Raw genomic sequence first — 25112 nt, 5'->3', positions numbered from 1 at the left:
CGCGTTGCCTCAAGCAAGCCCCGAACAGGAAAGACTGGCCGCTCTGTCTGCGACAGGCTATGTCGGATTTAGAACCTGATCCGCCGAAATCGAGCAGGATTCGGTTAGCGATCCGCCAGCCAGCCGGGGATGTGCCCGATATCCGGCAAGACCACATCCGCCATATGCGCAAGCGCTTTGGCCTCGGCCATACCGGTCAGAACACCGATCGTTGTCATCCCTGCCGCGCGCCCGGCTTGAAGGTCATGCAGGCTGTCCCCCACCATCGCCACGCGATCCGGGGTGACGCCCACATGTTTAGCAAAAGCCAAAAGCTGACCCGGACCCGGTTTGAACCCGTGCCCGCTGTCATAGCCAGCCACAAAGTCAAAGTGATCCCGTATCCCGGCCGAGCTCAGATGCTCGAGTGCGGGCATCTCGCTATCATTCGTCGCCACGCCCAGCCTCAGACCAGACTGCCGCAGCCCATCTAGGAACGGCGCAAGTGGCACTGCGGGGGCTTGTGGGGCGTTTGCGGATTCGGTGTTCAGAACGTCGATCAGCCCCGCCCTTGACAGATCAGGAAAATGCGGTGCCAGAACCTCGGCCACTTCCTCGACCGTTCCCGCAATCACGATGCTGTCAGGTGAATAAGTCAGCGTCTCAAGATCAAAGCCGATCACCTTGCCCAGCGTGGCAGCGCGGGCGTGATCCCCCTCTGTCAGATGCAACAGCATATTGCGTCCGAAGGCACCCCAGGTATCGGCGAAATCGAACAGAGTACCGTCCTTGTCGAACAGAATAGCGTCGATTGGCATGGTGTTCTCCTGTAAGGGTCAGGTCCAGTGAATGTTAGCGCCGCCGGAAAGCGCGGCCTTGGCTTGCGCAGGCAGATCGTAAGGCACGGAATTGGCGTCGCAAAATGCCACAACCCACGAATCGTCCAACATCAGAAATTCCAGCACCGAGCCCAGAAACTCGGGTTCGGACGCCCTTTCGCGCAGATCACCTTGGGATGCTCCTGTGGAGCCCAAAAACACCGGCAAGAGCTCGTCATTTCCGACCAGCCAGCCAAGCACATTCAACGCCAGCGTTTCAGCGGATTGCGCGGTTATCGACATAAAGAGTCCCTGAATCTGCTCTTGGAAAGGGTTTGTTAACCAGACTCATAAACACTTTGGCCATACATGCAATCAACGGTGGCAGATATGTCCGTTCACGGTACCATCCTTGTCCTTGACGGGACTTCGACCAATCGGATCATGCTGAAAGTTCAGCTTACGGCAGCATGGTATCACGTTGTTCAGGGCGAAAAGGTTCAGGGGCTGGCCGGGCTGTTGCGACGGGCGCGGCCCGATCTTGTGCTGACCGCGCAAACCTTGCCAGATGGCACCGCGGCCGATGTAAAAAAGCTTGTAATGGCCGACCCCGAACTGGCAGATGTGCCAGTTGTCGCAATCGCACCGCAGAACGACAAGGCCGCGCGTCTTCAGGCCTTATCGGATGGGCTGGATGATGTTCTGGCGCATCCTTTCAACGACACGCTGCTTTTGGCGCGGGTCCGCAACCTGATGCGCGTCCGAGCCGAATCGCAGGACTTGCGTCTGGGTGGCTCGCAACCCATCGGATTTGCCGAACCCGCGCCCGTGTTGATCATTCCGCCGAAATCTGGCCATGTTGCCTTGCTGACCCAAACATCAAGCATTGGTGCGAAGTGGCGAAACGCTTTGGCTAACCGGTTGAAGCACAGGTTGACGGCCCATACGTCCTCCAACTTGCAGTGTCTGTTATCCGGCCCCACCCCCGACGCCATCGTGATCGAGATCGGAGCCGACCGGTCTGGTCTGTCCGTTTTGAACGATCTTAAATCGCGCGGCGCCACCCGCCACACGGCGGTTATAGGCATTCTGACGCAAAATGACCCCGGTATTGCAGCAGAAATTCTGGACCGGGGGGGAGATGCAGTCTGCATGAACGGGTTCTGTGCCGACGAAACCGTGCTGCGTTTGGAGAACCTGATCGCGCGCAAGACCCGCTTGGACCAGATGCGTGCATCGCTGCGCCGCGGGATTGCGGAATCCTGGGTTGATCCGCTGACTGGGCTGCACAACAGGCGTTATGCAATGCACGCAATCGACCGCATCGTCGCTCAGTCCAACCAAACCCAGCGCGGCTTTGCGGTAATGTTGGCGGATCTGGATCATTTCAAATCCATCAATGACCGCTTTGGCCATGTGTGTGGTGACCGTGTCTTGACCGAAACCGCAACCCGGATGCAGCGCGCTATCGGCGCAGCTGGGTTCGTGGCCCGGATCGGAGGAGAGGAATTCATGATTGGCGTACCCGATACCACTCAGGACAATGCGCTGAAACTGGCGCGCACGTTGTGCGATTGTATCTGCAAAACACCCTTCAAGCTGCCGGGCACCTTCGCGCCAGTACCGGTAACGATCAGCATCGGCGTGATTTCGACGCAACCGGCCCGCTCAAGTGGTGCTCCGGTCGAGACGTTGATTCAATCAGCCGACACCGCGCTCTATGCCGCGAAGCGCGCGGGCCGCAATCAGGTCAGTTTTCGGCAATGCGCTGCCTGACAGATCAGTTCTTTTTGCCCCGTTTATGAGGGCCGCGGCGTACGACCTCATCCAAACGCGCGGCATAGTCCATACGTTCCTCGTCGCTCATTGCAGAGACGCGCGTCAGCCATTCATTCTGCAAGGACATCTGCAACGACACCAGCGACGCGCTCTGATTAGCCAGTATCGCCCGAACGGATTCGGGGTCGAACGGATCGGCGCGCAGGGCTGCGCTGAGCATGGCGAAATCCTCTGCCCGCAGCTTTGAGCCTTTGCGGTGCTGTTTCGATAAATCCCCGCGTAGCGCCTTGCGGTCCTCTTTCGGCAACGCGCGATAAAGAGCCGAGCCAAAACCGGGTGGCGCCTTTGCATGGTCACTGCCTTTGACCCGTAGAACCGTTCCTACTGCTACGCCTACAATAAGCAAGTTCACGGCAAGGGAAACCACCAACAAAATGGGCATCCAACGGCGTTTGGGCTTGGGATTGTCGCTCATTCGGCGTCCTCCAGGAATGATGTGTCCAGATCGGCAAGTGCAAATGTGGCCTCCGATCCGTAGAGGTAAGTGGCCGCGTCAGGCAGGAAATCCGGCGCCGCGAACCCGATCCACAGGCCGGCGACACTGGCGGCGGCCAGACCGCTCAGGCCCTGCCAGCCACCGATCCCTTCGACCATGCGGCGAAAAACGGATCGGGGTGCAGACCGCTTGGGTTTGGCAAGGTCCAGCCGCACCGCTTCGGCATCGGTCAGGATGCGAACGGCCAAATCGTCAGGCAGCGCCGGCCGATCCTGACGGGCCTGTGCAAAAAGCTGATCCAGTTGCGTGTCATCATCAGTCATCGTCATACCCCAATTCGTCCCGTCGCCCCGCCAATATCGCTGTCAGAGCCCGCTTGCCCCGCGCCGTCAAACTTTCCACCGCTTCGACCGAAAGCTCCATGATCCCGGCAATCTCGGGATTGGGCAATTCCTCGATATGGCGCAGTATCACGGCCTGTCGCTGCCGGTCCGGAAGTTTCGACAAGGCCGCCTGCAACGCGTCCCGGCGGGCCTCGTCCTGCATCTTCTGTACTGCACTGGCACACCCATCCACAGGTTCTGGCACATCCGACAAACGGTCAGGCGTCTGTTTGCGCAGCCGGTCCAGACACAGGTTCATCGTCACACGGTACAGCCAGGTCGAGATCTTGGCCTGCCCCGCCACCCAGTCCGGCGCGACCTTCCACAGCCGCATCATCGCCTCCTGGGTCATATCCTCGGCCTCGGCCCGGTTGCCCAGCATCCGCAGCGCCACCGAATAGCTTCGCGGGCCCAGCCTGTCGGTCAGCACACGCGCAGCCGCCACATCACCTGCAGCGAACATGGCCAGCAGGACGTCATCCGCTGGCGCATCCGCGGCACTGTCAGCGCCGCGGACGATCTGACCTGAGGGCCTCAAGTCCCGCATTCCAAATCAGCTATCGTCGGTATCCGATTTGGCGCGTTTCTTGTGACGCTTGCCCATACTGTCCTTTGCATCGGCAAATTCCTGTTCCGAGATCGAACCGTTGCTATCAGCGTCGATACGATCAAACATCTTGTCAGCCCGGCGCGGTTTGGGCAACTCATCCTCGCTCAGAAATCCGTCCTGATTGGCATCGTGCTTTTCGAACATTTTGGCGACACGGTCGTTCACCTTCTGCTGCCCCGCCGCCTGCATCTCTTCGACGGTCAGTTGCCCGTCGCCATTGGCATCTGCATCCGTAAAGCGCTTGGCGCGGTGGGCCTGCATTTCATCCTTCGTCACCTGCCCGTCGCCATTGGCATCCAGTTCCTGAAACGTCACAGGTTCGTGATTGCGTGGCCCTGCGGCCAGAGCGGAGGTCGCCGTGATCGCAACGGCCCCAAGGATAATCGCAGGTATGATTTTTGCGCTTTTCATGTCGGTTTCCCTTTGTTTGCACAGCGCTTTTGTCGCTGCCTACATAGGTTCAAACGCAGATTCACCGGGGTTCCGTCGCAAAAATTGAAATTTTTTTCCGTCACCTTTCAGGGCGCAAAGCGACGCACCCCCCTTTTAAGTTGCACAAAAGATGCGCAATATCCGCCCATTGAAACCCGTGAGTCTCGCAATGACAGATCAAACAATAGACACCCAGCCCGATGCGGATCGCGCCACCAAGCCAGCACTGCTGAAGGGCTTTCGCGGCCGCTGCCCGAAATGTGGTGAGGGCAAGCTGCTGAGCGGCTATCTCAAGGTCAATGATAGCTGCTCGAATTGCGGGCAAGAGCTGTTTCATCACCGCGCCGACGATGGCCCTGCCTATCTGACGATCCTGCTGGTCGGCCACCTGCTGGCCCCTGCGCTGCACGTGACTTATGTCGAGTTCCGGCCTGAACCACTGACCATGTTCCTGATTTTTGCGATCGGTTGTACGGCGTTGTCGTTGTTCTTGCTGCCGCGCCTGAAAGGGGCTGTTGTGGCCTATCAATGGGCACGTCGCATGCACGGATTCGAGAACGCGTAATGCGATTTCCGACTGGATTGATCCGCACATGACACAGGACAAGACCGCCATCCGCAACGCGGCAACGGTCATTGTTCTACGTGACCGTTTGTCAGACCCGTCGATCCTGATGGGGCAACGGGGCGCGAAAGCCGCTTTCATGCCCAACAAGTTTGTCTTTCCGGGCGGCGCGGTTGACGCCGAAGACGCCAACGTTGAATTGGCCACGGCCCTGCCCGACTTGTGCCATGACCGCCTGTCCGAGCGGGCAGAGGCGGGTCTGCAAAATGCGCTTGCCGCCGCAGCCATCCGCGAGTTGTGGGAGGAAACCGGCCTGGTTCTGGGTCAACCCGGAACATGGCCCGGACAGCCACCGGAAGATTGGGCCGAGTTCGCCCAGCTAGGTTATCGCCCAACGGCCCAAGCGCTGCAATTCGTATTTCGCGCGGTAACGCCTCCGGGTCGTCCCCGACGGTTCGATGCGCGGTTTTTCCTTGTCGATGCTTCGGCGGTTCAGGGCGACCTGGACGATTTCTCGCGCGCCTCGGATGAACTGTCTCACCTGCAATGGGTGCCGCTGGATCGCGCGCGCGAGTTTGACCTGCCCTTTATCACCGAGGTCGTGCTGGCCGAGATTGCAGCGCGCGTATCAGACCCCGCGCCGCCAACATCGGTCCCCTTCCTGCTGAATCAGGAAGAGGAGAGCTTGTTTCTGAAACTCAAAGGCTATCCGATGCCTCTGACAGACTGAGGTTGCGCCTATTTCATTCGGCTGATCACCGTCGTGACCTCGGGCTTTTTGCCGATCTCGGCCTTGGCGGTCTGGCGCACGATACGGCGCATGGCCTCTTCCAGCTTGTCGTCGTCGCGCAGCGTTTTGGCGTCGGCGCGCATCAGGAATTGGTTCAGATCCTCTTCCAAAACCTCGGCCAATGCCGCGCGAGAGGACCCAATCTCGGGCAGGCCCATCGTATCGCACCACGGCTCACCCAACGGTTCATCCTCTTCGTCCAGAATGACCGTGACGGTCACATGACCGTTCAGAGCCATGCGGATACGATCCCGTACAACGCCGTCCAGCGCCCCGACCTTGACAGTGCCGTCCAGATAAGTCCGACCCGTCTCGACATAGTCCACCACTTTCGGTGCGTTGCCGGTCAGATCCAGCATCGTGCCGTTCACGGCCAGAATTCCTGTGCGTCCCCCAGCTTCGGCCAGCTTGGCGTGCTCGCGCAGATGGCGATGTTCACCATGCATCGGGATCACGACCTGAGGGTCGATCAGCGCATGTACCCTCTCAAGATCAGGGCGGTTGGCATGGCCCGACACGTGATATAGCCCCGAGCTGTCATCGACCACGTCCACCCCTTTTTCACTAAGCTGGTTGATGATGAAGATCACGCCCCGCTCATTGCCCGGAATGGTTTTCGACGAAAACAGAAACAGATCGCCCTCTTTCAACTCCAGACCGCGATACTTGCCACGGGCCAGTTGCGCGCTGGCGGCACGGCGTTCGCCTTGGCTGCCAGTCACGATCAACATCAGGTTCTGGCGTGGAACGTCCACCGCCTCTTCGGCGCTGATGACTTTGGGGAAATCCGACAGGATGCCGGTTTCGGTGGCGGCTTCGATCATGCGGCGCATCGCGCGGCCCAACAACACGACCGAGCGTCCGGCCCGCTGCCCCGCCTCGGCCAGGGTTTTCACCCGTGCCACGTTGGACGCGAAAGTGGTCGCGACAACCATCCCTTCGGCGCTTTCGACCAGTTTGGTGATCTCGGGGCCGACCTCGGATTCCGATCGCCCGTCATGGGGCGAGAATACATTGGTGCTGTCACAAACCAGAGCCTTGACGCCCGGTTTGGCAATCTCGGCCCACAAATCGGCGTCAAAAGGCTCACCTACCACAGGGTTGGTGTCCAGCTTGAAGTCACCCGAATGCACGACCCGGCCCGCAGGCGAGTCGATGACCAAGGCTGCACTTTCCGGGATCGAATGCGAGACCGGCAGGAAACCGACCGAGAACGGCCCCACCTGAACCTGCTCGGGCCATGGCGACACGGTTTGAACGGCGTCCTCGGGATGGCCATGTTCATCCATCTTGCGGCGCGCGATATTGGCGGTGAAGGCACGGGCATAGACCGGCGCGCCTAACGCCTCATGGCAATGCGCTACGGCCCCCACGTGGTCTTCGTGGGCGTGTGTGACGAAGATGGCGTCAAGACGATCAGCGCGTTCCTGCAGCCACGAGATATCCGCGTGGATCAGATCGACGCCCGGCGTGGTGTCCATATCCGGGAACGTCACCCCCAGATCGACGAGGATCAGACGTTCCTGCCCCGGCTTGCCATAGCCATAGACATAGGCGTTCATGCCGATTTCGCCTGCACCGCCCAGCGGCAGATAGATCAGTCGTTCACTGCTCATGTTGAGCCATTTTCCTTGTTATAGCGATGGATCACGGTCAGCCCGTGCATCGTCAGATCATCCTCGATCACGTCAAAGCCCACATCCGCCTGATCGAACAGAGGTGCAAGCCCCCCGGTTCCAACGACTTTCATCGGCATTCCATATTCCGCTTTGATCCGCGCAATCAGCCCCTCGATCAAACCGGAATAGCCCCAATACACGCCCGATTGGATACAGCCAACCGTATTTGTCCCAATCACTTTTTCCGGGCGCGTGATGTCGATATGAGGCAACGCTGCCGCGCCTTGGTGCAGCGCTTCAAGGCTGAGGTTCACACCCGGTGCAATAATGCCGCCCACGTAAGCCCCGTCCGAAGCAACAACATCGAAATTCGTGGCGGTTCCGAAATCAACCACAACCACATCGCCACCATGACGATCAAACGCTCCAACCGCATTGGCCAGCCTGTCCGGTCCGGGAATGGTGCCTTCGTCGATGCGTGGGGCGACTGGCAACAGGCATTCCGGCTTGCCCACAACCAGCGGACGGCAGCCAAAGAAACGGTCTGCAAAGATGCGTAGATTGAACACCACGCGTGGCACGGTCGACGCGATCACGACATCAGTGATATCCGCCTCGATCCCGTAATGTTTCACCAGAGTAGAATACCATGTGAAATAGGCATCCGCCGTACGGGAGTGATGGGTCGAGGTGCGCAAGGTGCACAAAAATTGCGCGCCGTCCCAGATCGAGAACACGGTATTTGTGTTGCCGCAGTCGATTGCAAGAAGCATCTCAGCCCCCTTTAGAAATAAACAAACGCGGCAGGTATGGCCGCGCGGCCTTTGGCGGTGTTTAAGACAAGGTTGCCATTCCCGTCCACCGTTTCAAACGTGCCCACCGTTTCCGACGTTGTGGTCCGCGCCGTGATCACTTCCCCCAGTCGCGCGGCCCGGTCCAACCATGCCGTGCGGATCGGTTCGAACCCGTAGGTCACGAACTGGCTTTCGTAGCGCGCATAGTTGGCGGCCAGCTCGGTCAGAAAATCCTCGGGCATGACGTCGGCCCCAGTCTCGGACAAAAGCGAAACCGGGCGTACCGCTCCTTCCTCAAGCGCGTCAGGCTGCGGGGCTTGCGACAGGTTGACCCCTATGCCAATCGCCAAATGGCCCAGCTCGCGCCCCATGCCCGTGCTTTCAAGAAGAATGCCAGCCAGCTTGCCGCCGTTCAGCAGCACGTCGTTGGGCCATTTCAGTGACAATCCGTCAGACCGCCCCGTCACAGCGACACAGGCATCGTACAGTGCAATCGCTGCGACGAAGCTGCGCAATGCGGCCTGTTCCGGCTCACCCCGCGGACGCATTAATAACGTAGCCGCGAGGTTTCCAACCGGATTTGCCCATGCCCTGCCCCGCCGCCCGCGCGCCGAGGTTTGATTATATGCCATGATCCAGACCGGCCCTGCCGCCGTTGGGGCGATACGCGCAGCTTCGTTCAACGTGCTGTCGACCGTTTGCAGCACATGCAACCCATATCCTTGCGGCCACTGCGTCATCGCAAAAAGGCCCGGTCCAGCGACCGAGCCCTCCTGAATTGAGTGAGCTGGAGATCAGTTAACAAGCGTCGCTGCCGCAGCTGCCGCTGCGCCCTCAACACCGAACTGATAGAATATACCTACCAACATCAGAGCAGCCGACCCCATCAACGCAACCCACAGAACGGGCGTGGAATGCGTCTCGATCGGGTCCTCGTTCTCCTCGCCAAAATACATGTAGAACACGATCCGCAGGTAGTAGAACGCACCAATGACCGAGGCGATGGCCGACACGATCACCAGACCGGTCAGGCCCGCGCTGACACCGGCCTGCCAAACGCCGAACTTGGCGAAGAAGCCCAGCATTGGCGGGACGCCCGCAAGGCTGAACATCAGGATCAGAACCGCCAGCGCCTTACCCGGATCACGTTTAGAATATTGCCGCAGCGCATCAATATCGGTGACGGGTTTGCCGTCGCGCTCCATCATCAGGATGAAGGCAAAGGTGCCGATATTCATGGTCACGTAGATCGCCAGATACATCAGCATCGCCTTGACGCCCATTTCAGTACCCGCCGCCAGACCGATCAGCGCATAGCCCATATGGGCAATCGACGAAAACGCCATCAGTCGCTTGATGTCGCGCTGACCAATCGCAGCCACAGCCCCCAACAGCATCGACAGGACTGAGAGCAGAACGATCACCTGCTGCCAATCCTTGATAACTCCGCCGAACGCGTCATGCAGCAATCGCGCAAACAATGCCATCGCGGCCACTTTGGGCGCAGTGGCAAAGAAAGCGGTGATCGGCGTGGGTGAGCCTTCGTACACGTCCGGCGTCCACATATGGAACGGCACCGCCGAGACCTTGAACGCCAGTCCCGAGATCAGGAAGATCAAACCGAACAGCAGGCCAACCGAGATGTCGCCGTGGTGCACCGTCTGGATGATGCCCGAGAACAGCGTGGTGCCCGTGAAGCCGTAAACCAATGATGCACCATACAGCAGCAAGCCCGAGCTGAGCGCGCCCAGAACGAAATACTTCAGACCAGCCTCGGTGGATTTCGCACTGTCACGGCGCAGGGCGGCCACGACGTAGAGCGCCAGCGATTGCAGTTCCAACCCCATATAGAGAGACATCAGATCGCCCGCGCTGACCATCATCATCATACCCACGGCGGCAAGTGCCACCAGCAAGGGGTATTCGAACCGCAACAGCCCGCGACGCGACATGTAATCCTGGCTCATCAACAGAACGGCTGCCGCAGATAGCAGGATCGCAACCTTGGCAAAGCGCGAGAAACCGTCATCGACGAACATGCCATTGAAGGCCACGTTGGTGCCGTCGCCATTGGTGGCGATCCAAATCGCCAGCAGCGCCATCAGGCCCGAGGTCGCCCAGACCAGAACCGGGGCCAGCCCGTCTTTTGTGGTGTAGACAGCCCCGATCAGCGCCGCCATCGCATATACGGCCAGAACGATCTCTGGCAGGATGATTGTCAGATCAGCTTGGATCATCTCCGAAGCTCCCTTAATGCGAAGCGGCTGTCTGGATCACGGCCTCAGCCGCGGCCAGAGCCGTGTCATAGTTCGAAATCAGCGCGGCGGTCGAGTCGCCGATCACATCGGTCACCAGCGATGGGTAGACGCCCAGCAGGATCGTCATGATGATCAGCGGTGCAAAGATCAGCCGCTCGCGCGAGCTCATGTCAGTCATGGCCTTGAGGCTTTCCTTGATCAGATCGCCAAAGACCACGCGACGGTACAGCCACAGCGCATACCCGGCAGAGAAGATCACGCCGGTTGCAGCCACCGCCGTTACCCATGTGTTAACCTGGAAGGCCCCCATCAGGGTCAGGAATTCGCCGATAAACCCGGACGTGCCCGGCAGGCCGACATTCGCCATGGTGAACAGCATGAAAACCAGCGCGTAAGCCGGCATCCGGATGACCAGACCGCCATAAGCGTCGATATCCCGGGTGTGCATCCGGTCATAAATCACGCCCACACACAGAAACAGTGCCGCCGAGATAAACCCGTGGCTCAGCATCTGGAAAATCGCGCCATCAATCCCTTGCTGGTTCGCCGCAAAGATGCCCATGGTCACAAAGCCCATATGCGCGACCGAAGAGTAAGCGATTAGCTTTTTCATATCCTCCTGCACCAGCGCCACCAGCGAGGTGTAGACAACGGCGATGGCCGACATCCACAGCACCAGATCGGTCATCACCGCCGAGCCCACAGGGAACATTGGCAGGCTGAACCGCAGGAAACCATAGCCCCCCATCTTCAACAGGATCGCCGCCAGCACGACCGAACCCGCCGTCGGCGCCTGAACGTGCGCGTCCGGCAGCCAGGTATGAACCGGCCACATCGGCATTTTCACGGCAAATGAGGCAAAGAACGCCAGGAACATCAGCGTCTGCATCCCGCCGACCACATAAATGCCCATCACGCTGAAGCTCTCGGATGAGAAGTGATGGCTCATCAGCGCCTCAATATCCGTCGTGCCCGCATCCGCATACATCGCCACCATCGCCACCAGCATCAGCACCGAGCCGAGAAATGTGTAGAGGAAGAACTTGAAGCTGGCATAGATGCGGTTCGCGCCGCCCCAAATGCCGATGATCAGGAACATCGGGATCAGACCGGCCTCGAAGAAAAGGTAGAACAGCACCAGATCCAGCGCCATGAACACGCCCAGCATCAGCGTTTCCAGCAGCAGGAAGGCGATCATGTATTCCTTGACCCGCTCGGTCACGTTCCAGCTGGCCAGTATGGTCAGCGGCATGATGAAGGTGGTCAGCAGCACGAACAGCACGCTGATGCCGTCCACGCCCATCTTGTATTTCAGGCCCAGCAGCCACTCACCCTCTTCCACCATCTGAAAGCCGGTGTTGGATGGATCAAAGCCCGTATAGATGCCAATCGAGACAAGGAACGTCACCGTGGTCGCCACCAGCGCGACCCATTTCGCGTTGCGCTGCGCGGCGTCGTCATCTCCGTGCAGGAACAGGGCCAGAATGGCCGCTGCCACAGCGGGGATGAAAGTAACGATCGAGAGGATATTATCCATTAGTGTGCGCCTCCGCCGATCGACATCCAGGTGACAAGGGCTGCTATCCCCAAGACCATCCAGAAGGCATAAGTAAAGATGTAGCCCGTCTGCGCCTTGCCTGCGAGGCGGGTGAAGAAGGGAACAACGCCCATGGCAATCCCGTTTAGGAAGCCGTCAATGGTGTTGCCATCACCGCGTTTCCACAGGAACCGGCCAAGCGCCACGGTGGGTTTGACGAAGATCACGTTGTAGATCTCGTCAAAGTACCATTTGTTCAGCAGGAACAGGTACAGCGGACGCTGGTTCTGTGCCAGACGTCCCGGCAGCGATGGATTCACGATGTAGAACCAATAGGCCATCGCAAAGCCCAGCAGCATCGCAACAAAGGGCGAAACCTTGACCCACTTAGGCGCCGCATGCGCATCGTCCAGCACATGGTTGTCCGGCGCCATGTACAGCGCGCCCTCGCCCGGCTCACCTGCGAAAACATAGTGATGTTCGCCATGAGCATCCTTTTCACCATGACCGTCATCCGCGTGGTCATCGCCGTGGCTTTCATCAGCGTGGCTATCATCGCCATGCGCGTCCGCTTTGCTGTGATCACCGGCCTCGGCATGTTCCGATGCCTCAGCCACCGGGATGCCATAGAACTTGCCGACCTTGTCCGCGTGGCCGAAGAAATTGCCGTACCAAATCATGCCCGCAAAGACCGCACCAAGAGACAGAACGCCCAGCGGCACCAGCATGACCATCGGGCTTTCATGCGCATGGTCGTGCGTATGCTTGTCGCCGCGCGGCGTGCCGTAGAAGGTCAGGAAGATCAGACGCCAGCTGTAGAAGGACGTAAACGCCGCCGCTACGACCAACAGCCAGAAGCCATAGGAAGACCCACCGGCATAGGCGCTCTCGATGATCGCATCCTTCGACAGGAAGCCAGCGAAACCGAAGGTCGTCAGCGGAATGCCCACACCTGTGATGGCCAGTGTGCCAATCATCATCGCCCAGAACGTATAGGGGATCTTTTTGCGCAGCCCGCCATATTCAGTCATCTCTTGTTCGTGGTGCATGGCGTGGATCACGGACCCCGCGCCAAGGAACAACAGCGCCTTGAAGAACGCGTGTGTGAACAGGTGGAACATCGCCGCCGAATACATGCCGACACCTGCGGCCACAAACATGTAGCCCAGCTGCGAACAGGTCGAATAGGCGATGACGCGCTTGATGTCGGTCTGAACCAGACCCACGGTCGCCGCAAAAAACGCGGTCGAAGCTCCCAGCACGGTGATGAATCCGGTTGCACCCGGCGCGAACTCCATCAGCGGCGACATACGGCATACAAGGAACACACCCGCCGTCACCATGGTCGCGGCGTGGATCAGGGCCGACACAGGCGTCGGGCCTTCCATCGCGTCGGGCAACCATGTGTGCAGGATCAGCTGCGCCGATTTCCCCATCGCACCGATGAACAGCAGCACGCAGATCACCTCAACTGCCGTCCACTCACCCCACAGGAAGTGCAACTTCTCTTCGGCCAAAGCCGGGGCCGACGCGAAAATGTCCGAGAAGTTGATGCTGTCGGTCAACAGGAACAGCGCGAAAATCCCCAGCGCAAAGCCAAAGTCACCCACACGGTTGACGATAAACGCTTTCATCGCCGCCGCATTGGCCGATGGCTTGCGGTAATAGAACCCGATCAGCAGGTAAGAGGCTACGCCCACGCCTTCCCAGCCAAAGAACATCTGCACCAGATTGTCCGCCGTCACCAGCATCAGCATCGCGAAGGTAAAGAAGGACAGATAGGCGAAGAACCGCGGCTTATAGCTTTCGCCTTCACGCCACTGCGGGTCGTGATCCATATAACCAAAGGAATAGAGGTGCACGAGCGCTGAGACGGTCGTCACCACGATCAGCATGATCGCGGTCAGACGGTCCAGACGGATGGCCCAGCTTGTCGACAACGATCCGCTCTCGATCCAGCGCATGATCTCGATCTGCTGCGTCACCCCGTCGAAGGCAAAGAACACGATCCACGACAGCAGACAGGCCAGAAACAGCAGGCCCGTGGCCGTCCACATGGCAGCTTTCTCACCAATGAACCGCCAGCCGAAACCGCAGATCAACGCGCCCACCAGAGGGGCAAAGAGGATGGTGGTTTCCATAGTTCTCTTAGCCCTTCATCATATTGACGTCTTCAACCGCGATGGTGCCGCGGTTGCGGAAGAAGCAGACCAGAATGGCCAGACCAATCGCCGCCTCTGCCGCCGCGACGGTCAGCACGAACAACGTAAACACCTGCCCGACCAGATCGCCCAGGAAACTGGAAAACGCCACAAGGTTGATATTCACCGCCAGCAGCATCAATTCGATGCTCATCAGCAGGATGATGACGTTCTTGCGGTTCAGGAAGAGACCGAAGATGCCGATGACGAACAGCGTCGCCGCGACCGTAAGATAGTGTTCAAGTCCGATCATAGCTTCGCTCCTGGCGAGTCGGGGTAGTAGAGTTTGCAGCCGCACAATTGATCGAAACGGTCTTTACGTTTCTCGGTTTTGAAACGTTCGTTGACGTCATATTGAACAGCAAGGTCGCGGCGAGAGGCCCGTTCAGCTAAGTCGGACAGTCGCCCTTCTGCGGTCGGCACCAATCCAGTTGGCAAGGGCCAAATCTCATCGACATCAATCGATGGGCCACACGATGTCAAACCGACAACTGGTCCGCTAATGTTGATCCCGGTTCGATTATTGCAGTCGATTACATTCACACTTCTGTCGATCTTCTGGCCAACGAAGCCATTCCCTAAATCCAAGGTCGCACCGCCTTGGATCCAGTCTTGATCACCACCATTTATGAAACTGCAATCATCCTTTTGAACAACACGGGCATTTTGCCAAGGCTTCAAGAATACAATCGAACACGCTGACGCTTCTACACAAACAGCACTTAACAAAACAGCAGCGGCAATCGACTTGAAATGCACGTTCATCACAACCCCTGCCCCGGTTTCACGTCCTTCAACTCCATCGCCTTGGCCGGGTCGCGCATCATCTGGCCGATGATGTCCTGACGCTTGATGTCCTGACGGTGGCGTAGGGTCAGCACGATGGCACCGATCATTGCCACCAGCAGGATCAAGCCCGCCAGTTGGAACAGAAGGAAGTATTGATCGTACAGGATGACGCCCAGAGCCTCGGTATTGTGGCGGTCGGTCGGAACCGGTTGCGCCAGATTGGCCTCAACACCCTGCGCGCTGTCCCAGGCCCCAAAGGCCATGACGAACTGCATCAGGATTACCAGACCGATCAGCAGGGCCAGCGGCATATAGCGCGCCATCTCGGCCTTGAGCTCGGCAAAATCCACGTCGAGCATCATCACCACGAACAGGAACAGAACCGCGACCGCACCGACATAGACGATGATCAACAGCATCGCCACGAACTCGGCACCCAGCAGCACGAACAGACCCGCTGAGGACAGGAAGGACAGGATCAGCCACAACACTGAGTGCACGGGCTGGCGGCTGATCACCGTGAACAGGCCGCCGGTGATGGCGCTGATGGCAAACAGATAGAAGGCAAAGACGGTCATTGATCCTTATCCTCGTTGTCGCCCAGAACCTCTTGCGCCAGTTCCAGCGCACGGGTCATGGCCGGGATGCCGGCAAAGACCGACATCTGCCCGATCGTTTCGACGATCTCTTGTTTCTTGGCACCGGCCTCCAACGCGTGGCGCACGGTCTGACGTACCGCTGAATCCGCTTGCGCGCCCTGCATGGTCAGCCCGGCCAACGTCAGCAACAGGCGGGTCTTGGCGTCCAGCCCGTCCTTGTTGACGGTGTTGCCGAACATCATTTCCATGACCTCTTTCGGCATCGTCGGCCAAAGCGCTTCGAACCCTTTGGGCGAAAAGTTCTCCATCGCCGGATTCATCGCCTTCGCCATGTCCTGCGCCTGTTTCATCATCAGTTCAAACGGGTTCGAGCTTTTGTCGTTCATCGGTACGGCGCGTCCATTTCCAGATTACGGGCGATTTCAGCCTCCCAGCGCTCGCCATTCGACAGGAGTTTTTCCTTGTCATAGAAAAGCTCTTCGCGGGTTTCCGTGGCGAATTCGAAATTCGGACCTTCTACGATGGCATCGACCGGGCAGGCCTCTTGGCAGAAGCCGCAATAGATGCACTTGGTCATGTCGATATCGTAGCGTGTGGTGCGGCGGCTGCCGTCCTCGCGCGGTTCGGCGTCGATGGTTATGGCTTGGGCCGGGCAGATCGCCTCGCACAGTTTACAGGCAATGCAGCGCTCCTCGCCATTGGGATAGCGGCGCAGGGCGTGTTCACCGCGAAAGCGCGGGGAAAGAGGGCCCTTTTCATGCGGGTAGTTCACGGTGGCCTTGGGGGCGAAGAAGTACTTCAACCCCAGCTTCATGCCGACCCAGAAGTCCTGCAGAAGGAAGTATTTGGCGGCGCGGGTATAGTCGATTTGGGTCATATCAGCCTCCAACGCTCCAACGGGCGAACGCGCCCCAGAACCAGTCGAATTTCGCCGCGAAGGCCACGAAAACCACCCATACCAGCGAGAATGGCAGGAACACTTTCCAGCCCAACCGCATCAGCTGGTCATAGCGGTAGCGGGGTGTGATTGCCTTGACCATCGCGAAGAGGAAGAAGAAGAACGCCATCTTCGCGACCATCCACAGAACGCCATCCGGCAGGCCCGGGATCGGCGACAGCCAGCCACCAAAAAACAGCAGCGAGATCAGCGCGCACATCAGGAAGATGGCGATGTATTCACCTGCCATGAACAGCAGGAAAGGAGTGGCCGAGTATTCGACCTGATAGCCTGCCACCAGCTCCGATTCTGCCTCCGGCAGGTCAAACGGTGGACGATTGGTTTCGGCCAGTGCCGAGATAAAGAACAGGAAAACCATCGGGAAATGCGGCAGCCAATACCAGCTGAAGAAGCCGAACCGACCGTCCTGCGCCTCTACGATGTGTCCAAAATTCATCGACCCGGTCGAGATGATCACTCCGATAATGATCAGGCCCAGCGAGACCTCGTACGAAATCATCTGCGCCGCAGACCGCAGCGACCCAAGGAACGGATACTTTGAGTTCGACGCCCAACCGCCCATAATCACGCCATAAACTTCCAACGACGATACGGCAAAGACATACAGGATCGCCACGTTCAGGTCAGACAACACCCAGCCATCGTTGAAGGGGATCACCGCCCAGGCGATCATCGCCAGCACGAAGGAGGTCAGCGGTGCCAGCATGAATACTGTGCGGTCGGCACCTGCCGGAATGACAACCTCTTTCACCACGTATTTCAGCGCATCCGCTACCGATTGCAGCAGGCCATAGACGCCCACCACGTTGGGGCCCCGACGCATCTGGACTGCGGCCCAGATCTTGCGGTCGCCATAAACGAGGAACAAGAGCGAGATCATCACAAAGGCAACGACTGCAAGCACTTGCGCCAGAATGATAATGGCAATTCCGCCTGGGGTGTTAAAGAATTCAGCCATTGGTCCTCACACCGTGGGTATTCCGTTTTCCGCGTGCGATACGAAGGCCATATGCCTGCGCATTTTGCGGTTGGGTCGGCGCGTTGGTGTAAACAGCATCTGCCGCCATTGCGCCACCCTTATTGTTGAATTTCACACGCAATTCGGGCGCGGCGATCTGCCACCCGGCACTCGCCCCTGCCTGCGATATGAAAACTGTCTGGTTCATTCCGCCGCAATCTTTTCGGATTTGCGGGCCTGTGCCTGCGCCGAAAGCTCGGCCATTAGCTGCGAGGCACGTGCGATAGGGTTGGTCAGATAGAAATCCTTGATCGCATATCGGAAGCTGGCATCACCTAGTTTTCCCGATTCCAGCGCTTGAACTTCGTTCTCGACGACTTCGTCGATCTGCGCCAGATGCGGGACCGCCTCGATCAATGCAGTGCGCAGTTGTGCCAGCGAGTCGTAGGGCAGTGTCGCGCCCAACTCGGCCGACAAGGCCCGCAGGATTGCCCAGTTTTCCTTGGCGTCACCCGGTGCAAACCCGGCGCGCATGGCCAGTTGCGGACGGCCTTCGGTGTTCACGAACAGGCCATTTTCCTCGGTATAGGCCGCGCCAGGCAAGATCACGTCGGCACGGTGCGCGCCCCGGTCGCCATGGCTACCCTGATAGATCACAAAGGCACCCTCGCCAATCTCGACCTCATCCGCGCCGAGGTTGTAGATCACGTCAGCGGCACTGACCGCTTCCATGCCGCCTTCGTTGGTAGCATCCACATCCATCGCACCTACACGAGACGCAGCAGTGTGCAGAACAATCAGGCCGCTTTCGGTATTTGCAGCGATGGTTTGCGCTGCGGCCAGAACAGCGGCCCCGTCAGCCTCTTGCAAGGCACCCTGACCCACGATGACCAGCGACGGCTTGGCCTTGATCTCATCATCCCCGCCCATATCCAGCGCAGCTTGCAGCGCCGCGCGGTCGTCGCCCATATGGTGATATTCATAGGTCAGATCAACGGCGGACCCGACCAGAGCAACCTCAGCGCCATGCGCCCACGCCTTGCGGATGCGGGCGTTCAGAACCGGAGCTTCGTCGCGCGGGTTGGTGCCGATCAACAGGATACGTTCGGCGCTGTCGATATCCTCGATCGCAGCAGAGCCAGCATAGGCCGCACGGTTGCCCGCCGGCAGCTTAGCCCCGTCCGTGCGGCATTCGACAACACCGCCCTGCCCCTCGATCATCTGTTTCAATGCAAAGGCGCCCTCAACCGGAACAAGATCACCCACGATCCCGGCCAGCTTCTCGGCGCCTTTAAGCGCCTCCGCGGCCTTGGTCAGCGCCTCGGGCCACGAGGCCGGGCGCAGTTTGCCGTTTTCGCGCACGTAAGGCTTGTCAAGACGCTGGCGACGCAGCCCATCCCAGACAAACCGCGTCTTGTCGCTGATCCATTCCTCGTTCACGCCGTCATGGTTGCGCGGAAGGAACCGCATCACTTCGCGGCCCTTGGTGTCCACGCGGATATTCGAACCCAACGCATCCATCACGTCGATGCTTTCCGTCTTGGTCAATTCCCAAGGGCGGGCGGTAAACGCATACGGCTTCGAGGTCAGCGCCCCAACCGGACAAAGGTCGATAATGTTGCCCTGCAGGTTCGAATCCAACGTCTGGTTCAAGTACGAGGTGATCTCGGCATCCTCGCCACGCCCCGTCTGGCCCATCTGAGTAATCCCGGCGACCTCGGTCGTGAAGCGCACGCAACGCGTACAGCTGATGCAACGGGTCATCGCCGTTCCAACCAACGGCCCCAGATCCAGATCATCGACTGCGCGCTTAGCTTCCTTGAAGCGCGTGCCGGACAAACCATAGGCCATCGCTTGATCCTGCAGATCACACTCGCCGCCCTGATCGCAGATCGGGCAGTCCAGAGGGTGGTTGATCAGCAGGAACTCCATCACGCCTTCGCGGGCCTTCTTGACCATGGGCGAGTTCGTCTTGACCACTGGCGGCTGGCCTTCCGGCCCCGGCCGCAAGTCGCGCACCTGCATCGCGCAGGACGCGGCGGGTTTCGGCGGGCCGCCCACAACCTCAACCAGACACATCCGGCAGTTCCCGGCAATCGACAGACGTTCGTGGTAGCAGAAACGCGGCACCTCGACCCCGGCCTCTTCACACGCCTGAATCAGGGTCATCGCACCATCGACTTCGATTTCCTGCCCGTCGATATTGATCTTGCGGAGGTCAGACATGGTCTAGTTCGCCCTCAAATAAACGCCAATGGCGCTGTTTCTTTCGATTTCCTTCTGCCCCAACGAGCAGAATGTTTCAGGAGAGTCATACGTCACCCCCTGCTGCGCCAGATACGCCTCGCCCTTGGCGCGCATCCGGTCTTTTTCAGCATCGGATTCGATATACGCCCGGATTTCCTTGTCCGAGTACCCCAGTTTGTTCGCTTTCGACCGAAGATCCCACAACACGCCAATCGCCTTGAGCCGTCGCCCACTGACGGTGGGGCAAATCTCGGAAATCTCATTTGCGATGGCGATATAGTAAAGCTGATCGTCAATCTCTTTGACCTCGCGCAAAGGCGGTTTGGCATCCGCTGAGACCGGCAGGGTCAGCACGGCGGCCAAGGTCAGCATCTTCATTCCAGACATCACAGATCCTTTCGTCTTGGGAAACCCAAGACGACCGGTGTGCGCTGCGCTATGCAATAACACGTCGCGCAACCCTGCGTGATATGCGGAAAATCGCGTCATGGACGACGGCACCGCCCGATAAAGGTGATCTTGTCATCGCTGATGCGCAGTTTTTCCGTCTCTGTAAACGGCCCCACGGCCCAGTCGATACGGGACGAGCCAAAATTGGCAATGCAGAACTTGATAGCCTCATGCTGTGCTGCCGCGCGCGCGCCGTCCAGCGAGGTCGAGACGTCGTTTACCAGGACGGTAAAATCCGTAGGCGAGGCCTTTTTGTCCACCTGCTTGACCTTGGTTTTGAAGAAGTGACCGTCAAAGGCCACACGCTGTGAGGACGGTGTTATGACGCCGCAGGCCGACACCAGCATCAAAGCGATGATCGCAAAACCCAAGGGGTGGCGCGCGCGTTTTCTTACAGATGAAAAATCTACCTGCTGCATCAGAACGCCGCCACCAGTGCCATCAGGCCTATCACGAACATGCAGACCCACCCCAACACATAAAGAACCGAACGCAACCCACTGTTTGGCTTTCCGATTCCACGAATATGCACTACCAGCATCACAAGTCGCGCAACCAGTGCGATCGACGCCAGTAGGTTCACCCAGAACGGGCTGACCCCCATCAGAACCGCCGCCACGACCACTGCTGCAAAAGCAGGCAGGGTTTCCGTCCCGTTCAAATAGGCTCGGTTCAGTCGATAGGCCTTATCTGCATAGTCTTGCGACGGTGTAGCCCCCGGTGCCAGCCCCTTGGCCGTCTTTGCCAGTGCCGTGAACGGAGCCATGAAAAGCACCACCAGGGTGAAAACCATCACCGAGGCAATTGCGTGGCCGTATTCTGCGAAGACGTCCATGTTTACTCCGCCGCCATCGCGCCGCTGCGACCGGATTTTTGTGCCTTGATGCGATCCTCGATCTCTTCGCGGAAATTGCGGATCAGACCCTGGATCGGCCAAGCAGCCGCGTCGCCCAAGGCGCAGATTGTGTGACCTTCGACCTGTTTGGTCACATCGAACAGCATGTCGATCTCTTCCAGCTCAGCCTCACCGCGCACCAGACGATCCATCACGCGCATCATCCAGCCGGTGCCTTCGCGGCACGGCGTACACTGGCCACAGCTTTCGTGCTTGTAGAACTTCGACAGCCGCCAGATTGCCTTGATGATATCGGTGGATTTGTCCATCACGATCACCGCCGCCGTTCCCAGGCCCGAGCCCAGGTCGTTGCGCAGGTAATCGAAATCCATGATCGCGTCGCGCATGTTTTCACCGCGCACGCAAGGAACAGACGAGCCGCCCGGAATCACAGCCAGCAAATTGTCCCAGCCGCCGCGAATACCGCCGCAATGGGTCTCAATCAGTTCCTCAAACGAGATCGACATCGCTTCTTCGACCACGCAGGGATTGTTCACATGGCCCGAGATCGCAAAAAGCTTGGTGCCCGCGTTGTTCTGACGGCCAAAGCCCGCAAACCAATCCGCGCCTCGGCGCAGGATCGTCGGCACAACGGCAATCGATTCCACATTGTTCACGGTCGTTGGGCAGCCATAGAGGCCTGCGCCCGCCGGGAACGGAGGTTTCATCCGCGGCATGCCCTTCTTGCCCTCAAGGCTTTCGATCAGGGCGGTTTCCTCACCACAGATATAGGCCCCGGCCCCGTGATGCAGGAACAGGTCGAAATCCCAGCCCGAACCGGCAGCGTTCTTGCCCAGCAGACCAGCGTCGTAGGCTTCATCAATCGCCGCCTGCAGCGCCTCACGCTCGCGAATGTATTCGCCGCGTAGATAGATGTAGCAAGTATGTGCATTCATCGCGAAAGAGGCGATCAGACAGCCCTCGATCAGCGTGTGCGGATCATGGCGCATGATCTCTCGGTCTTTGCAGGTGCCGGGCTCGGATTCATCCGCATTCACAACGAGATAGGCCGGACGACCGTCGCTTTCCTTGGGCATGAACGACCATTTCAAACCGGTCGGAAAGCCCGCACCGCCACGACCGCGCAGGCCCGAGTCCTTCATCGTCTGGATAATCCAGTCGCGGCCCTTTTCGATCAGGCCAGCCGTGCCGTCCCAATGCCCGCGCACCTGCGCGCCCCGCAATGTGCGCTCATGCATCCCGTAGATGTTGGTAAAGATCCGGTCCTGATCCTTCAGCATCGCGTGTTACCTTCAGCTGTCCTGACGCATACGCCAGAGTTGAAAAATGTTGACGCCCGCATAGAAGAATCCCGCCAGTGCGGCAAAATCAAACAGCAGCGCATATCGGCCCGGCAGCCCCAACTGCGGACCAACAAAAGACATGACAAGCCACAGCACCATCGTCGCAGCGATGACGATGCCGATGTGACGGCCCTTTCGGGCTATGGCCTGTTCCTTGTCTTTGTCCATCTCATCCCGATGCCCCGGATGGGCACCCGCTTAATCCTCGTAAGTGCCGTCTTCCTTGGCACGTTTGGCAAAATCGGTCTCTTCCCCCGCAGCCAGACTGGTTGCCTGCGCAACCCAGCCATCGCGTTCAATCCGCCCCCTGAACTTCAACCGAGCGTCCACCCAAGCGATATTCCCGGCCGTCCAATTCGCGATCTGGTCATAGTGGTAGACGCCCAGATCGTTCAGCTTTTCTTCCAGCTTCGGCCCTACACCTTTCAGCATCTTCAGATCATCGGCCTTGCCACCGCGCGCTGCGGTTAGCGTTTCGGGCTGGTCCTCATCCGCCGCTTTGGCCTTCGCCTCTTCAGCCTGCTTCACAGCAGGTTTCGGCGTCGCGCCTTCCTTCGGAGGTTTCGGGGCCGATTTGCTTGCCGCCGTCTTGCCATCCTTGCCCAACCACGGGGTCAGGATCGGAACCTCGGTCCCGTCGATGCGCTTGACGGTGTCACCCAAATCGGTCGCCAGCTCAACACTGGCATTGTATTCAGGCTTGCCCGCCTCGTACTCCGCCAGGCTGCTGAGTCCGCTGAGCGGTTCCGCTGCATAGCGCCCATTCTGCGGACCCGGAGTCGGAACCTTGCCCGCCACCAGATCATCGATGATCTTGCCAAAGCTCTCTGCGGTCAGGTCTTCGTAGTAATCCTTGCCGATCTGCGCCATCGGCGCGTTAGTGCAAGAGCCGAGGCATTCGACCTCTTCCCAGCTCAGCTTGCCATCGGCGGACAGCGCGTGCGGCTTGGCCGCGATCTTTTCCTTGCAGACCGTGATCAAGTCCTCGGCCCCGCAGATCATGCAGGACGTCGTGCCGCACACCTGAATATGCGCCACCGATCCAACCGGTTGCAGTTGGAACATGAAATAGAACGAGGCGACCTCAAGCACGCGGATATAGGCCATGCCCAGCATCTCGGCGACGGATTCGATTGCCGGACGGGACAGCCACCCCTCCTGCTCTTGCGCGCGCCACAGCAGCGGGATCACCGCGCTGGCCTGGCGACCCTCGGGGTATTTGGTGATCTGTGCTTCGGCCCATTGCTGGTTGGCAGCAGTGAAGGCGAAAGCATCGGGTTGTTCGGGGTGAAGACGGCGGAGCATTAGCGGTCAATCTCTCCAAATACGACATCCATGGTGCCGATGATGGCGGCGACGTCGGCCAGTTGGTGCCCTCCGGCGACGTGGTCCATGGCTTGCAGGTGCAGGAAGCCCGGCGCGCGCAGTTTGGCGCGGTAGGGTTTGTTGGTGCCGTCGGCCACCAGATAGACGCCGAACTCACCTTTAGGGGCTTCGACGGCGGCATAGACCTCGCCTGCAGGGACGTGGAAGCCCTCGGTATAAAGCTTGAAGTGATGGATCAGGCTCTCCATCGAGGTCTTCATGTCTGAGCGTTTCGGCGGGGTGATCTTTCCGCGTGCCAGCACGTCACCGGGGCATTCGCGGATTTTGGCGATGGCTTGGCGGATGATCAACAGCGACTGACGCATTTCCTCCATGCGGACGAGGTAACGGTCATAGCAGTCGCCGTTCTTGCCGACAGGGATCTGGAACTCGAACTCGTCATAGCATTCATAGGGCTGCGCACGACGCAAATCCCATGCCAGACCCGAGCCGCGCACCATCACGCCCGAGAAACCGTATTTCTGAATGTCATCCTCGGTCACGACGCCAATATCGGCGTTGCGCTGTTTGAAGATGCGGTTTTCGGTCAGCAGCCCGTCAATGTCGTCCAGAACGGCGGGGAATTCGTGGCTCCACGCTTCGATATCATCCAGCAGTTCTGGCGGCAGGTCCTGATGCACACCACCGGGGCGGAAATAAGCGGCATGCAGGCGGGCACCACAGGCACGCTCATAGAACACCATCAGCTTTTCGCGTTCTTCAAATCCCCAGAGCGGCGGCGTTAGAGCGCCCACGTCCATCGCCTGCGTGGTCACGTTCAGCAGGTGGTTCAGGATGCGCCCGATCTCGGAATACAAAACCCGGATCAGCGAACCCCGGCGCGGCACTTCCACGCCGGTCAGTTTCTCAATGGCCAAACACCAGGCATGTTCCTGGTTCATCGGCGCCACGTAGTCCAGACGGTCGAAATACGGCAGATTTTGCAGATACGTCCGGCTTTCCATCAGCTTTTCGGTGCCACGGTGCAGCAGACCGATATGCGGGTCGCAGCGTTCGACGATCTCGCCGTCCAGCTCAAGAACCAGACGCAGAACCCCGTGAGCCGCTGGGTGTTGCGGGCCGAAGTTAATGTTGAAGTTGCGGATCTTCTGTTCTCCGCTCAGCGCGTCCGTGCTGCCGTCATCGTATCTTGAGCCGTCCATCAACGCCCTCGTTTCTTCTTTGCCTCGGCCCGAACCCGGACCTTTTCGGCCTCAGCCGCCTTGGCTGCGGCCCCTGCAAGCAAGACGCCCAAAGCGCCCAAAATGATCAGTTCGCCCATCATG

Annotated in this window: 31 protein-coding genes; 3 read left to right on the top strand and 28 right to left on the bottom strand. The window is 59.0% G+C overall.

What is annotated here, in order from left to right; all coding sequences use genetic code 11:
* Positions 1 to 104 precede the first annotated feature (104 nt).
* Both AC2FJ6_RS07480 and AC2FJ6_RS07475 read right to left on the bottom strand, forming a co-directional pair.
* Positions 105 to 797, bottom strand: a complete 693-nt coding sequence (locus AC2FJ6_RS07480) for an HAD family hydrolase (RefSeq protein ID WP_170769295.1) — start codon at positions 795 to 797, stop codon at positions 105 to 107.
* Between the two features lie 18 nt (positions 798 to 815).
* Complete coding sequence (locus AC2FJ6_RS07475) at positions 816 to 1100, bottom strand: DUF3572 domain-containing protein (RefSeq protein WP_170769294.1); 285 nt, start codon at positions 1098 to 1100, stop codon at positions 816 to 818.
* 87 nt (positions 1101 to 1187) lie between these two features.
* On the opposite strand from AC2FJ6_RS07475, the gene AC2FJ6_RS07470 reads away from it, so the two are divergent.
* Complete coding sequence (locus AC2FJ6_RS07470; protein WP_170769293.1) at positions 1188 to 2573, top strand: diguanylate cyclase; 1386 nt, start codon at positions 1188 to 1190, stop codon at positions 2571 to 2573.
* 4 nt (positions 2574 to 2577) lie between these two features.
* Here AC2FJ6_RS07470 and AC2FJ6_RS07465 read toward each other — a convergent pair whose 3' ends face one another.
* Genes AC2FJ6_RS07465 through AC2FJ6_RS07450 form a run of 4 tightly spaced genes read right to left on the bottom strand, consistent with a single transcriptional unit; the run spans position 2578 to position 4476 of the window.
* A complete protein-coding gene (locus AC2FJ6_RS07465; protein ID WP_170769292.1) occupies positions 2578 to 3051 on the bottom strand; it encodes a periplasmic heavy metal sensor in 474 nt (157 codons plus the stop codon).
* Complete coding sequence (locus AC2FJ6_RS07460; protein ID WP_170769291.1) at positions 3048 to 3395, bottom strand: hypothetical protein; 348 nt, start codon at positions 3393 to 3395, stop codon at positions 3048 to 3050. Before AC2FJ6_RS07460 ends, AC2FJ6_RS07465 begins: the two co-directional genes overlap by 4 nt.
* Positions 3388 to 4002 (bottom strand): RNA polymerase sigma factor, encoded by a 615-nt coding sequence (locus AC2FJ6_RS07455; RefSeq protein WP_170769290.1) that lies wholly within the window; start codon positions 4000 to 4002, stop codon positions 3388 to 3390. The genes AC2FJ6_RS07460 and AC2FJ6_RS07455 overlap by 8 nt, the downstream gene beginning before the upstream one ends.
* Before the next feature lie 6 nt (positions 4003 to 4008).
* Positions 4009 to 4476, bottom strand: a complete 468-nt coding sequence (locus AC2FJ6_RS07450) for an EF-hand domain-containing protein (protein WP_170769289.1) — start codon at positions 4474 to 4476, stop codon at positions 4009 to 4011.
* 190 nt (positions 4477 to 4666) lie between these two features.
* On the opposite strand from AC2FJ6_RS07450, the gene AC2FJ6_RS07445 reads away from it, so the two are divergent.
* Together AC2FJ6_RS07445 and AC2FJ6_RS07440 are read left to right on the top strand one after the other, a co-directional pair.
* The gene (locus AC2FJ6_RS07445; RefSeq protein WP_170769288.1) at positions 4667 to 5062 is read left to right on the top strand and encodes a DUF983 domain-containing protein; all 396 of its coding nucleotides are present in this window, start codon (positions 4667 to 4669) and stop codon (positions 5060 to 5062) included.
* Positions 5063 to 5090: 28 nt separating this feature from the next.
* Positions 5091 to 5792 carry an NUDIX hydrolase gene (locus tag AC2FJ6_RS07440; RefSeq protein ID WP_170769287.1) on the top strand — a complete coding sequence of 234 codons (702 nt, stop codon included), beginning with the start codon at positions 5091 to 5093 and terminating at the stop codon, positions 5790 to 5792.
* 8 nt (positions 5793 to 5800) lie between these two features.
* Here AC2FJ6_RS07440 and AC2FJ6_RS07435 read toward each other — a convergent pair whose 3' ends face one another.
* The 22 genes from AC2FJ6_RS07435 to AC2FJ6_RS07330 form a co-directional block, all read right to left on the bottom strand.
* Entirely contained in the window at positions 5801 to 7468 is a 1668-nt protein-coding gene (locus tag AC2FJ6_RS07435) for a ribonuclease J (protein WP_170769286.1), read from the bottom strand.
* Positions 7465 to 8244: a type III pantothenate kinase gene (locus AC2FJ6_RS07430; RefSeq protein WP_170769285.1), complete on the bottom strand. Its 780-nt coding sequence runs from the start codon at positions 8242 to 8244 to the stop codon at positions 7465 to 7467. Before AC2FJ6_RS07430 ends, AC2FJ6_RS07435 begins: the two co-directional genes overlap by 4 nt.
* Positions 8245 to 8255: 11 nt before the next feature.
* On the bottom strand, positions 8256 to 9005 hold the full coding sequence (locus AC2FJ6_RS07425; RefSeq protein WP_496668729.1) for a biotin--[acetyl-CoA-carboxylase] ligase: 750 nt from the start codon (positions 9003 to 9005) through the stop codon (positions 8256 to 8258).
* A 54-nt stretch (positions 9006 to 9059) separates the two neighbouring features.
* Positions 9060 to 10502: an NADH-quinone oxidoreductase subunit NuoN gene (gene nuoN / locus AC2FJ6_RS07420; RefSeq protein ID WP_170769283.1), complete on the bottom strand. Its 1443-nt coding sequence runs from the start codon at positions 10500 to 10502 to the stop codon at positions 9060 to 9062.
* A 13-nt stretch (positions 10503 to 10515) separates the two neighbouring features.
* Positions 10516 to 12060 (bottom strand): NADH-quinone oxidoreductase subunit M, encoded by a 1545-nt coding sequence (locus AC2FJ6_RS07415; RefSeq protein WP_170769282.1) that lies wholly within the window; start codon positions 12058 to 12060, stop codon positions 10516 to 10518.
* The gene (gene nuoL, locus AC2FJ6_RS07410) at positions 12060 to 14201 is read right to left on the bottom strand and encodes an NADH-quinone oxidoreductase subunit L (protein WP_170769281.1); all 2142 of its coding nucleotides are present in this window, start codon (positions 14199 to 14201) and stop codon (positions 12060 to 12062) included. The genes AC2FJ6_RS07415 and nuoL overlap by 1 nt, the downstream gene beginning before the upstream one ends.
* A gap of 7 nt (positions 14202 to 14208) precedes the next feature.
* Positions 14209 to 14514, bottom strand: coding sequence for an NADH-quinone oxidoreductase subunit NuoK (nuoK, locus tag AC2FJ6_RS07405; RefSeq protein WP_005984024.1), 306 nt, complete (start codon positions 14512 to 14514; stop codon positions 14209 to 14211).
* On the bottom strand, positions 14511 to 15026 hold the full coding sequence (locus AC2FJ6_RS07400; RefSeq protein WP_170769280.1) for a hypothetical protein: 516 nt from the start codon (positions 15024 to 15026) through the stop codon (positions 14511 to 14513). Before AC2FJ6_RS07400 ends, nuoK begins: the two co-directional genes overlap by 4 nt.
* The gene (locus tag AC2FJ6_RS07395; protein ID WP_170752153.1) at positions 15026 to 15628 is read right to left on the bottom strand and encodes an NADH-quinone oxidoreductase subunit J; all 603 of its coding nucleotides are present in this window, start codon (positions 15626 to 15628) and stop codon (positions 15026 to 15028) included. The genes AC2FJ6_RS07400 and AC2FJ6_RS07395 overlap by 1 nt, the downstream gene beginning before the upstream one ends.
* Positions 15625 to 16035: a carboxymuconolactone decarboxylase family protein gene (locus AC2FJ6_RS07390; RefSeq protein ID WP_170769279.1), complete on the bottom strand. Its 411-nt coding sequence runs from the start codon at positions 16033 to 16035 to the stop codon at positions 15625 to 15627. The genes AC2FJ6_RS07395 and AC2FJ6_RS07390 overlap by 4 nt, the downstream gene beginning before the upstream one ends.
* Positions 16032 to 16526 (bottom strand): NADH-quinone oxidoreductase subunit NuoI, encoded by a 495-nt coding sequence (gene nuoI, locus AC2FJ6_RS07385; protein ID WP_170769278.1) that lies wholly within the window; start codon positions 16524 to 16526, stop codon positions 16032 to 16034. Before nuoI ends, AC2FJ6_RS07390 begins: the two co-directional genes overlap by 4 nt.
* Before the next feature lies 1 nt (position 16527).
* Entirely contained in the window at positions 16528 to 17565 is a 1038-nt protein-coding gene (gene nuoH, locus AC2FJ6_RS07380) for an NADH-quinone oxidoreductase subunit NuoH (RefSeq protein WP_170769277.1), read from the bottom strand.
* Positions 17558 to 17773: a hypothetical protein gene (locus AC2FJ6_RS07375; RefSeq protein ID WP_170769276.1), complete on the bottom strand. Its 216-nt coding sequence runs from the start codon at positions 17771 to 17773 to the stop codon at positions 17558 to 17560. The genes nuoH and AC2FJ6_RS07375 overlap by 8 nt, the downstream gene beginning before the upstream one ends.
* Complete coding sequence (gene nuoG, locus AC2FJ6_RS07370; protein ID WP_170769275.1) at positions 17770 to 19791, bottom strand: NADH-quinone oxidoreductase subunit NuoG; 2022 nt, start codon at positions 19789 to 19791, stop codon at positions 17770 to 17772. The genes AC2FJ6_RS07375 and nuoG overlap by 4 nt, the downstream gene beginning before the upstream one ends.
* Before the next feature lie 3 nt (positions 19792 to 19794).
* Positions 19795 to 20199 (bottom strand): DUF5333 domain-containing protein, encoded by a 405-nt coding sequence (locus AC2FJ6_RS07365; RefSeq protein ID WP_170769274.1) that lies wholly within the window; start codon positions 20197 to 20199, stop codon positions 19795 to 19797.
* Between the two features lie 98 nt (positions 20200 to 20297).
* A complete protein-coding gene (locus AC2FJ6_RS07360; protein WP_170769273.1) occupies positions 20298 to 20681 on the bottom strand; it encodes a hypothetical protein in 384 nt (127 codons plus the stop codon).
* Positions 20681 to 21097 (bottom strand): MAPEG family protein, encoded by a 417-nt coding sequence (locus AC2FJ6_RS07355; protein WP_170769272.1) that lies wholly within the window; start codon positions 21095 to 21097, stop codon positions 20681 to 20683. Before AC2FJ6_RS07355 ends, AC2FJ6_RS07360 begins: the two co-directional genes overlap by 1 nt.
* Positions 21098 to 21099: 2 nt before the next feature.
* Positions 21100 to 22398: an NADH-quinone oxidoreductase subunit NuoF gene (gene nuoF / locus AC2FJ6_RS07350; protein WP_170769271.1), complete on the bottom strand. Its 1299-nt coding sequence runs from the start codon at positions 22396 to 22398 to the stop codon at positions 21100 to 21102.
* 12 nt (positions 22399 to 22410) lie between these two features.
* Complete coding sequence (locus AC2FJ6_RS07345) at positions 22411 to 22629, bottom strand: DUF5337 domain-containing protein (RefSeq protein WP_170769270.1); 219 nt, start codon at positions 22627 to 22629, stop codon at positions 22411 to 22413.
* Positions 22630 to 22659: 30 nt separating this feature from the next.
* A complete protein-coding gene (gene nuoE / locus AC2FJ6_RS07340) occupies positions 22660 to 23766 on the bottom strand; it encodes an NADH-quinone oxidoreductase subunit NuoE (RefSeq protein WP_170769269.1) in 1107 nt (368 codons plus the stop codon).
* Positions 23766 to 24989, bottom strand: a complete 1224-nt coding sequence (locus AC2FJ6_RS07335; RefSeq protein ID WP_170352614.1) for an NADH-quinone oxidoreductase subunit D — start codon at positions 24987 to 24989, stop codon at positions 23766 to 23768. Before AC2FJ6_RS07335 ends, nuoE begins: the two co-directional genes overlap by 1 nt.
* Positions 24989 to 25111, bottom strand: coding sequence for a hypothetical protein (locus AC2FJ6_RS07330; protein WP_257599041.1), 123 nt, complete (start codon positions 25109 to 25111; stop codon positions 24989 to 24991). The genes AC2FJ6_RS07335 and AC2FJ6_RS07330 overlap by 1 nt, the downstream gene beginning before the upstream one ends.
* Position 25112: the final 1 nt, after the last annotated feature.

The organism is Ruegeria sp. CDSA089, assembly GCF_059612205.1.
Note: the sequence above shows the minus strand (reverse complement) of the source record. Positions and strands in the feature narration are given on the sequence as shown.

Bases quoted from the DNA above. Each gene is read 5' to 3' on its own strand.
- AC2FJ6_RS07390 (WP_170769279.1), bottom strand. From the start codon at position 16,035: ATGAACGACAAAAGCTCGAACCCGTTTGAACTGATGATGAAACAGGCG.
- AC2FJ6_RS07435 (WP_170769286.1), bottom strand. From the start codon at position 7,468: ATGAGCAGTGAACGACTGATCTATCTGCCGCTGGGCGGTGCAGGCGAA.
- AC2FJ6_RS07330 (WP_257599041.1), bottom strand. From the start codon at position 25,111: ATGATGGGCGAACTGATCATTTTGGGCGCTTTGGGCGTCTTGCTTGCA.
- nuoK (WP_005984024.1), bottom strand. From the start codon at position 14,514: ATGATCGGACTTGAACACTATCTTACGGTCGCGGCGACGCTGTTCGTC.
- nuoN (WP_170769283.1), bottom strand. From the start codon at position 10,502: ATGATCCAAGCTGATCTGACAATCATCCTGCCAGAGATCGTTCTGGCC.
- AC2FJ6_RS07475 (WP_170769294.1), bottom strand. From the start codon at position 1,100: ATGTCGATAACCGCGCAATCCGCTGAAACGCTGGCGTTGAATGTGCTT.
- nuoI (WP_170769278.1), bottom strand. From the start codon at position 16,526: ATGACCCAAATCGACTATACCCGCGCCGCCAAATACTTCCTTCTGCAG.
- nuoF (WP_170769271.1), bottom strand. From the start codon at position 22,398: ATGCTGAAGGATCAGGACCGGATCTTTACCAACATCTACGGGATGCAT.
- AC2FJ6_RS07360 (WP_170769273.1), bottom strand. From the start codon at position 20,681: ATGCAGCAGGTAGATTTTTCATCTGTAAGAAAACGCGCGCGCCACCCC.
- AC2FJ6_RS07400 (WP_170769280.1), bottom strand. From the start codon at position 15,026: ATGAACGTGCATTTCAAGTCGATTGCCGCTGCTGTTTTGTTAAGTGCT.
- AC2FJ6_RS07375 (WP_170769276.1), bottom strand. From the start codon at position 17,773: ATGAACCAGACAGTTTTCATATCGCAGGCAGGGGCGAGTGCCGGGTGG.
- nuoG (WP_170769275.1), bottom strand. From the start codon at position 19,791: ATGTCTGACCTCCGCAAGATCAATATCGACGGGCAGGAAATCGAAGTC.
- AC2FJ6_RS07480 (WP_170769295.1), bottom strand. From the start codon at position 797: ATGCCAATCGACGCTATTCTGTTCGACAAGGACGGTACTCTGTTCGAT.
- AC2FJ6_RS07440 (WP_170769287.1), top strand. From the start codon at position 5,091: ATGACACAGGACAAGACCGCCATCCGCAACGCGGCAACGGTCATTGTT.
- AC2FJ6_RS07355 (WP_170769272.1), bottom strand. From the start codon at position 21,097: ATGGACGTCTTCGCAGAATACGGCCACGCAATTGCCTCGGTGATGGTT.
- AC2FJ6_RS07460 (WP_170769291.1), bottom strand. From the start codon at position 3,395: ATGACTGATGATGACACGCAACTGGATCAGCTTTTTGCACAGGCCCGT.
- AC2FJ6_RS07450 (WP_170769289.1), bottom strand. From the start codon at position 4,476: ATGAAAAGCGCAAAAATCATACCTGCGATTATCCTTGGGGCCGTTGCG.
- AC2FJ6_RS07455 (WP_170769290.1), bottom strand. From the start codon at position 4,002: ATGCGGGACTTGAGGCCCTCAGGTCAGATCGTCCGCGGCGCTGACAGT.
- AC2FJ6_RS07470 (WP_170769293.1), top strand. From the start codon at position 1,188: ATGTCCGTTCACGGTACCATCCTTGTCCTTGACGGGACTTCGACCAAT.
- AC2FJ6_RS07395 (WP_170752153.1), bottom strand. From the start codon at position 15,628: ATGACCGTCTTTGCCTTCTATCTGTTTGCCATCAGCGCCATCACCGGC.
- AC2FJ6_RS07430 (WP_170769285.1), bottom strand. From the start codon at position 8,244: ATGCTTCTTGCAATCGACTGCGGCAACACAAATACCGTGTTCTCGATC.
- AC2FJ6_RS07335 (WP_170352614.1), bottom strand. From the start codon at position 24,989: ATGGACGGCTCAAGATACGATGACGGCAGCACGGACGCGCTGAGCGGA.
- nuoL (WP_170769281.1), bottom strand. From the start codon at position 14,201: ATGGAAACCACCATCCTCTTTGCCCCTCTGGTGGGCGCGTTGATCTGC.
- nuoE (WP_170769269.1), bottom strand. From the start codon at position 23,766: ATGCTCCGCCGTCTTCACCCCGAACAACCCGATGCTTTCGCCTTCACT.
- AC2FJ6_RS07345 (WP_170769270.1), bottom strand. From the start codon at position 22,629: ATGGACAAAGACAAGGAACAGGCCATAGCCCGAAAGGGCCGTCACATC.
- AC2FJ6_RS07415 (WP_170769282.1), bottom strand. From the start codon at position 12,060: ATGGATAATATCCTCTCGATCGTTACTTTCATCCCCGCTGTGGCAGCG.
- nuoH (WP_170769277.1), bottom strand. From the start codon at position 17,565: ATGGCTGAATTCTTTAACACCCCAGGCGGAATTGCCATTATCATTCTG.
- AC2FJ6_RS07425 (WP_496668729.1), bottom strand. From the start codon at position 9,005: ATGACGCAGTGGCCGCAAGGATATGGGTTGCATGTGCTGCAAACGGTC.
- AC2FJ6_RS07445 (WP_170769288.1), top strand. From the start codon at position 4,667: ATGACAGATCAAACAATAGACACCCAGCCCGATGCGGATCGCGCCACC.
- AC2FJ6_RS07365 (WP_170769274.1), bottom strand. From the start codon at position 20,199: ATGTCTGGAATGAAGATGCTGACCTTGGCCGCCGTGCTGACCCTGCCG.
- AC2FJ6_RS07465 (WP_170769292.1), bottom strand. From the start codon at position 3,051: ATGAGCGACAATCCCAAGCCCAAACGCCGTTGGATGCCCATTTTGTTG.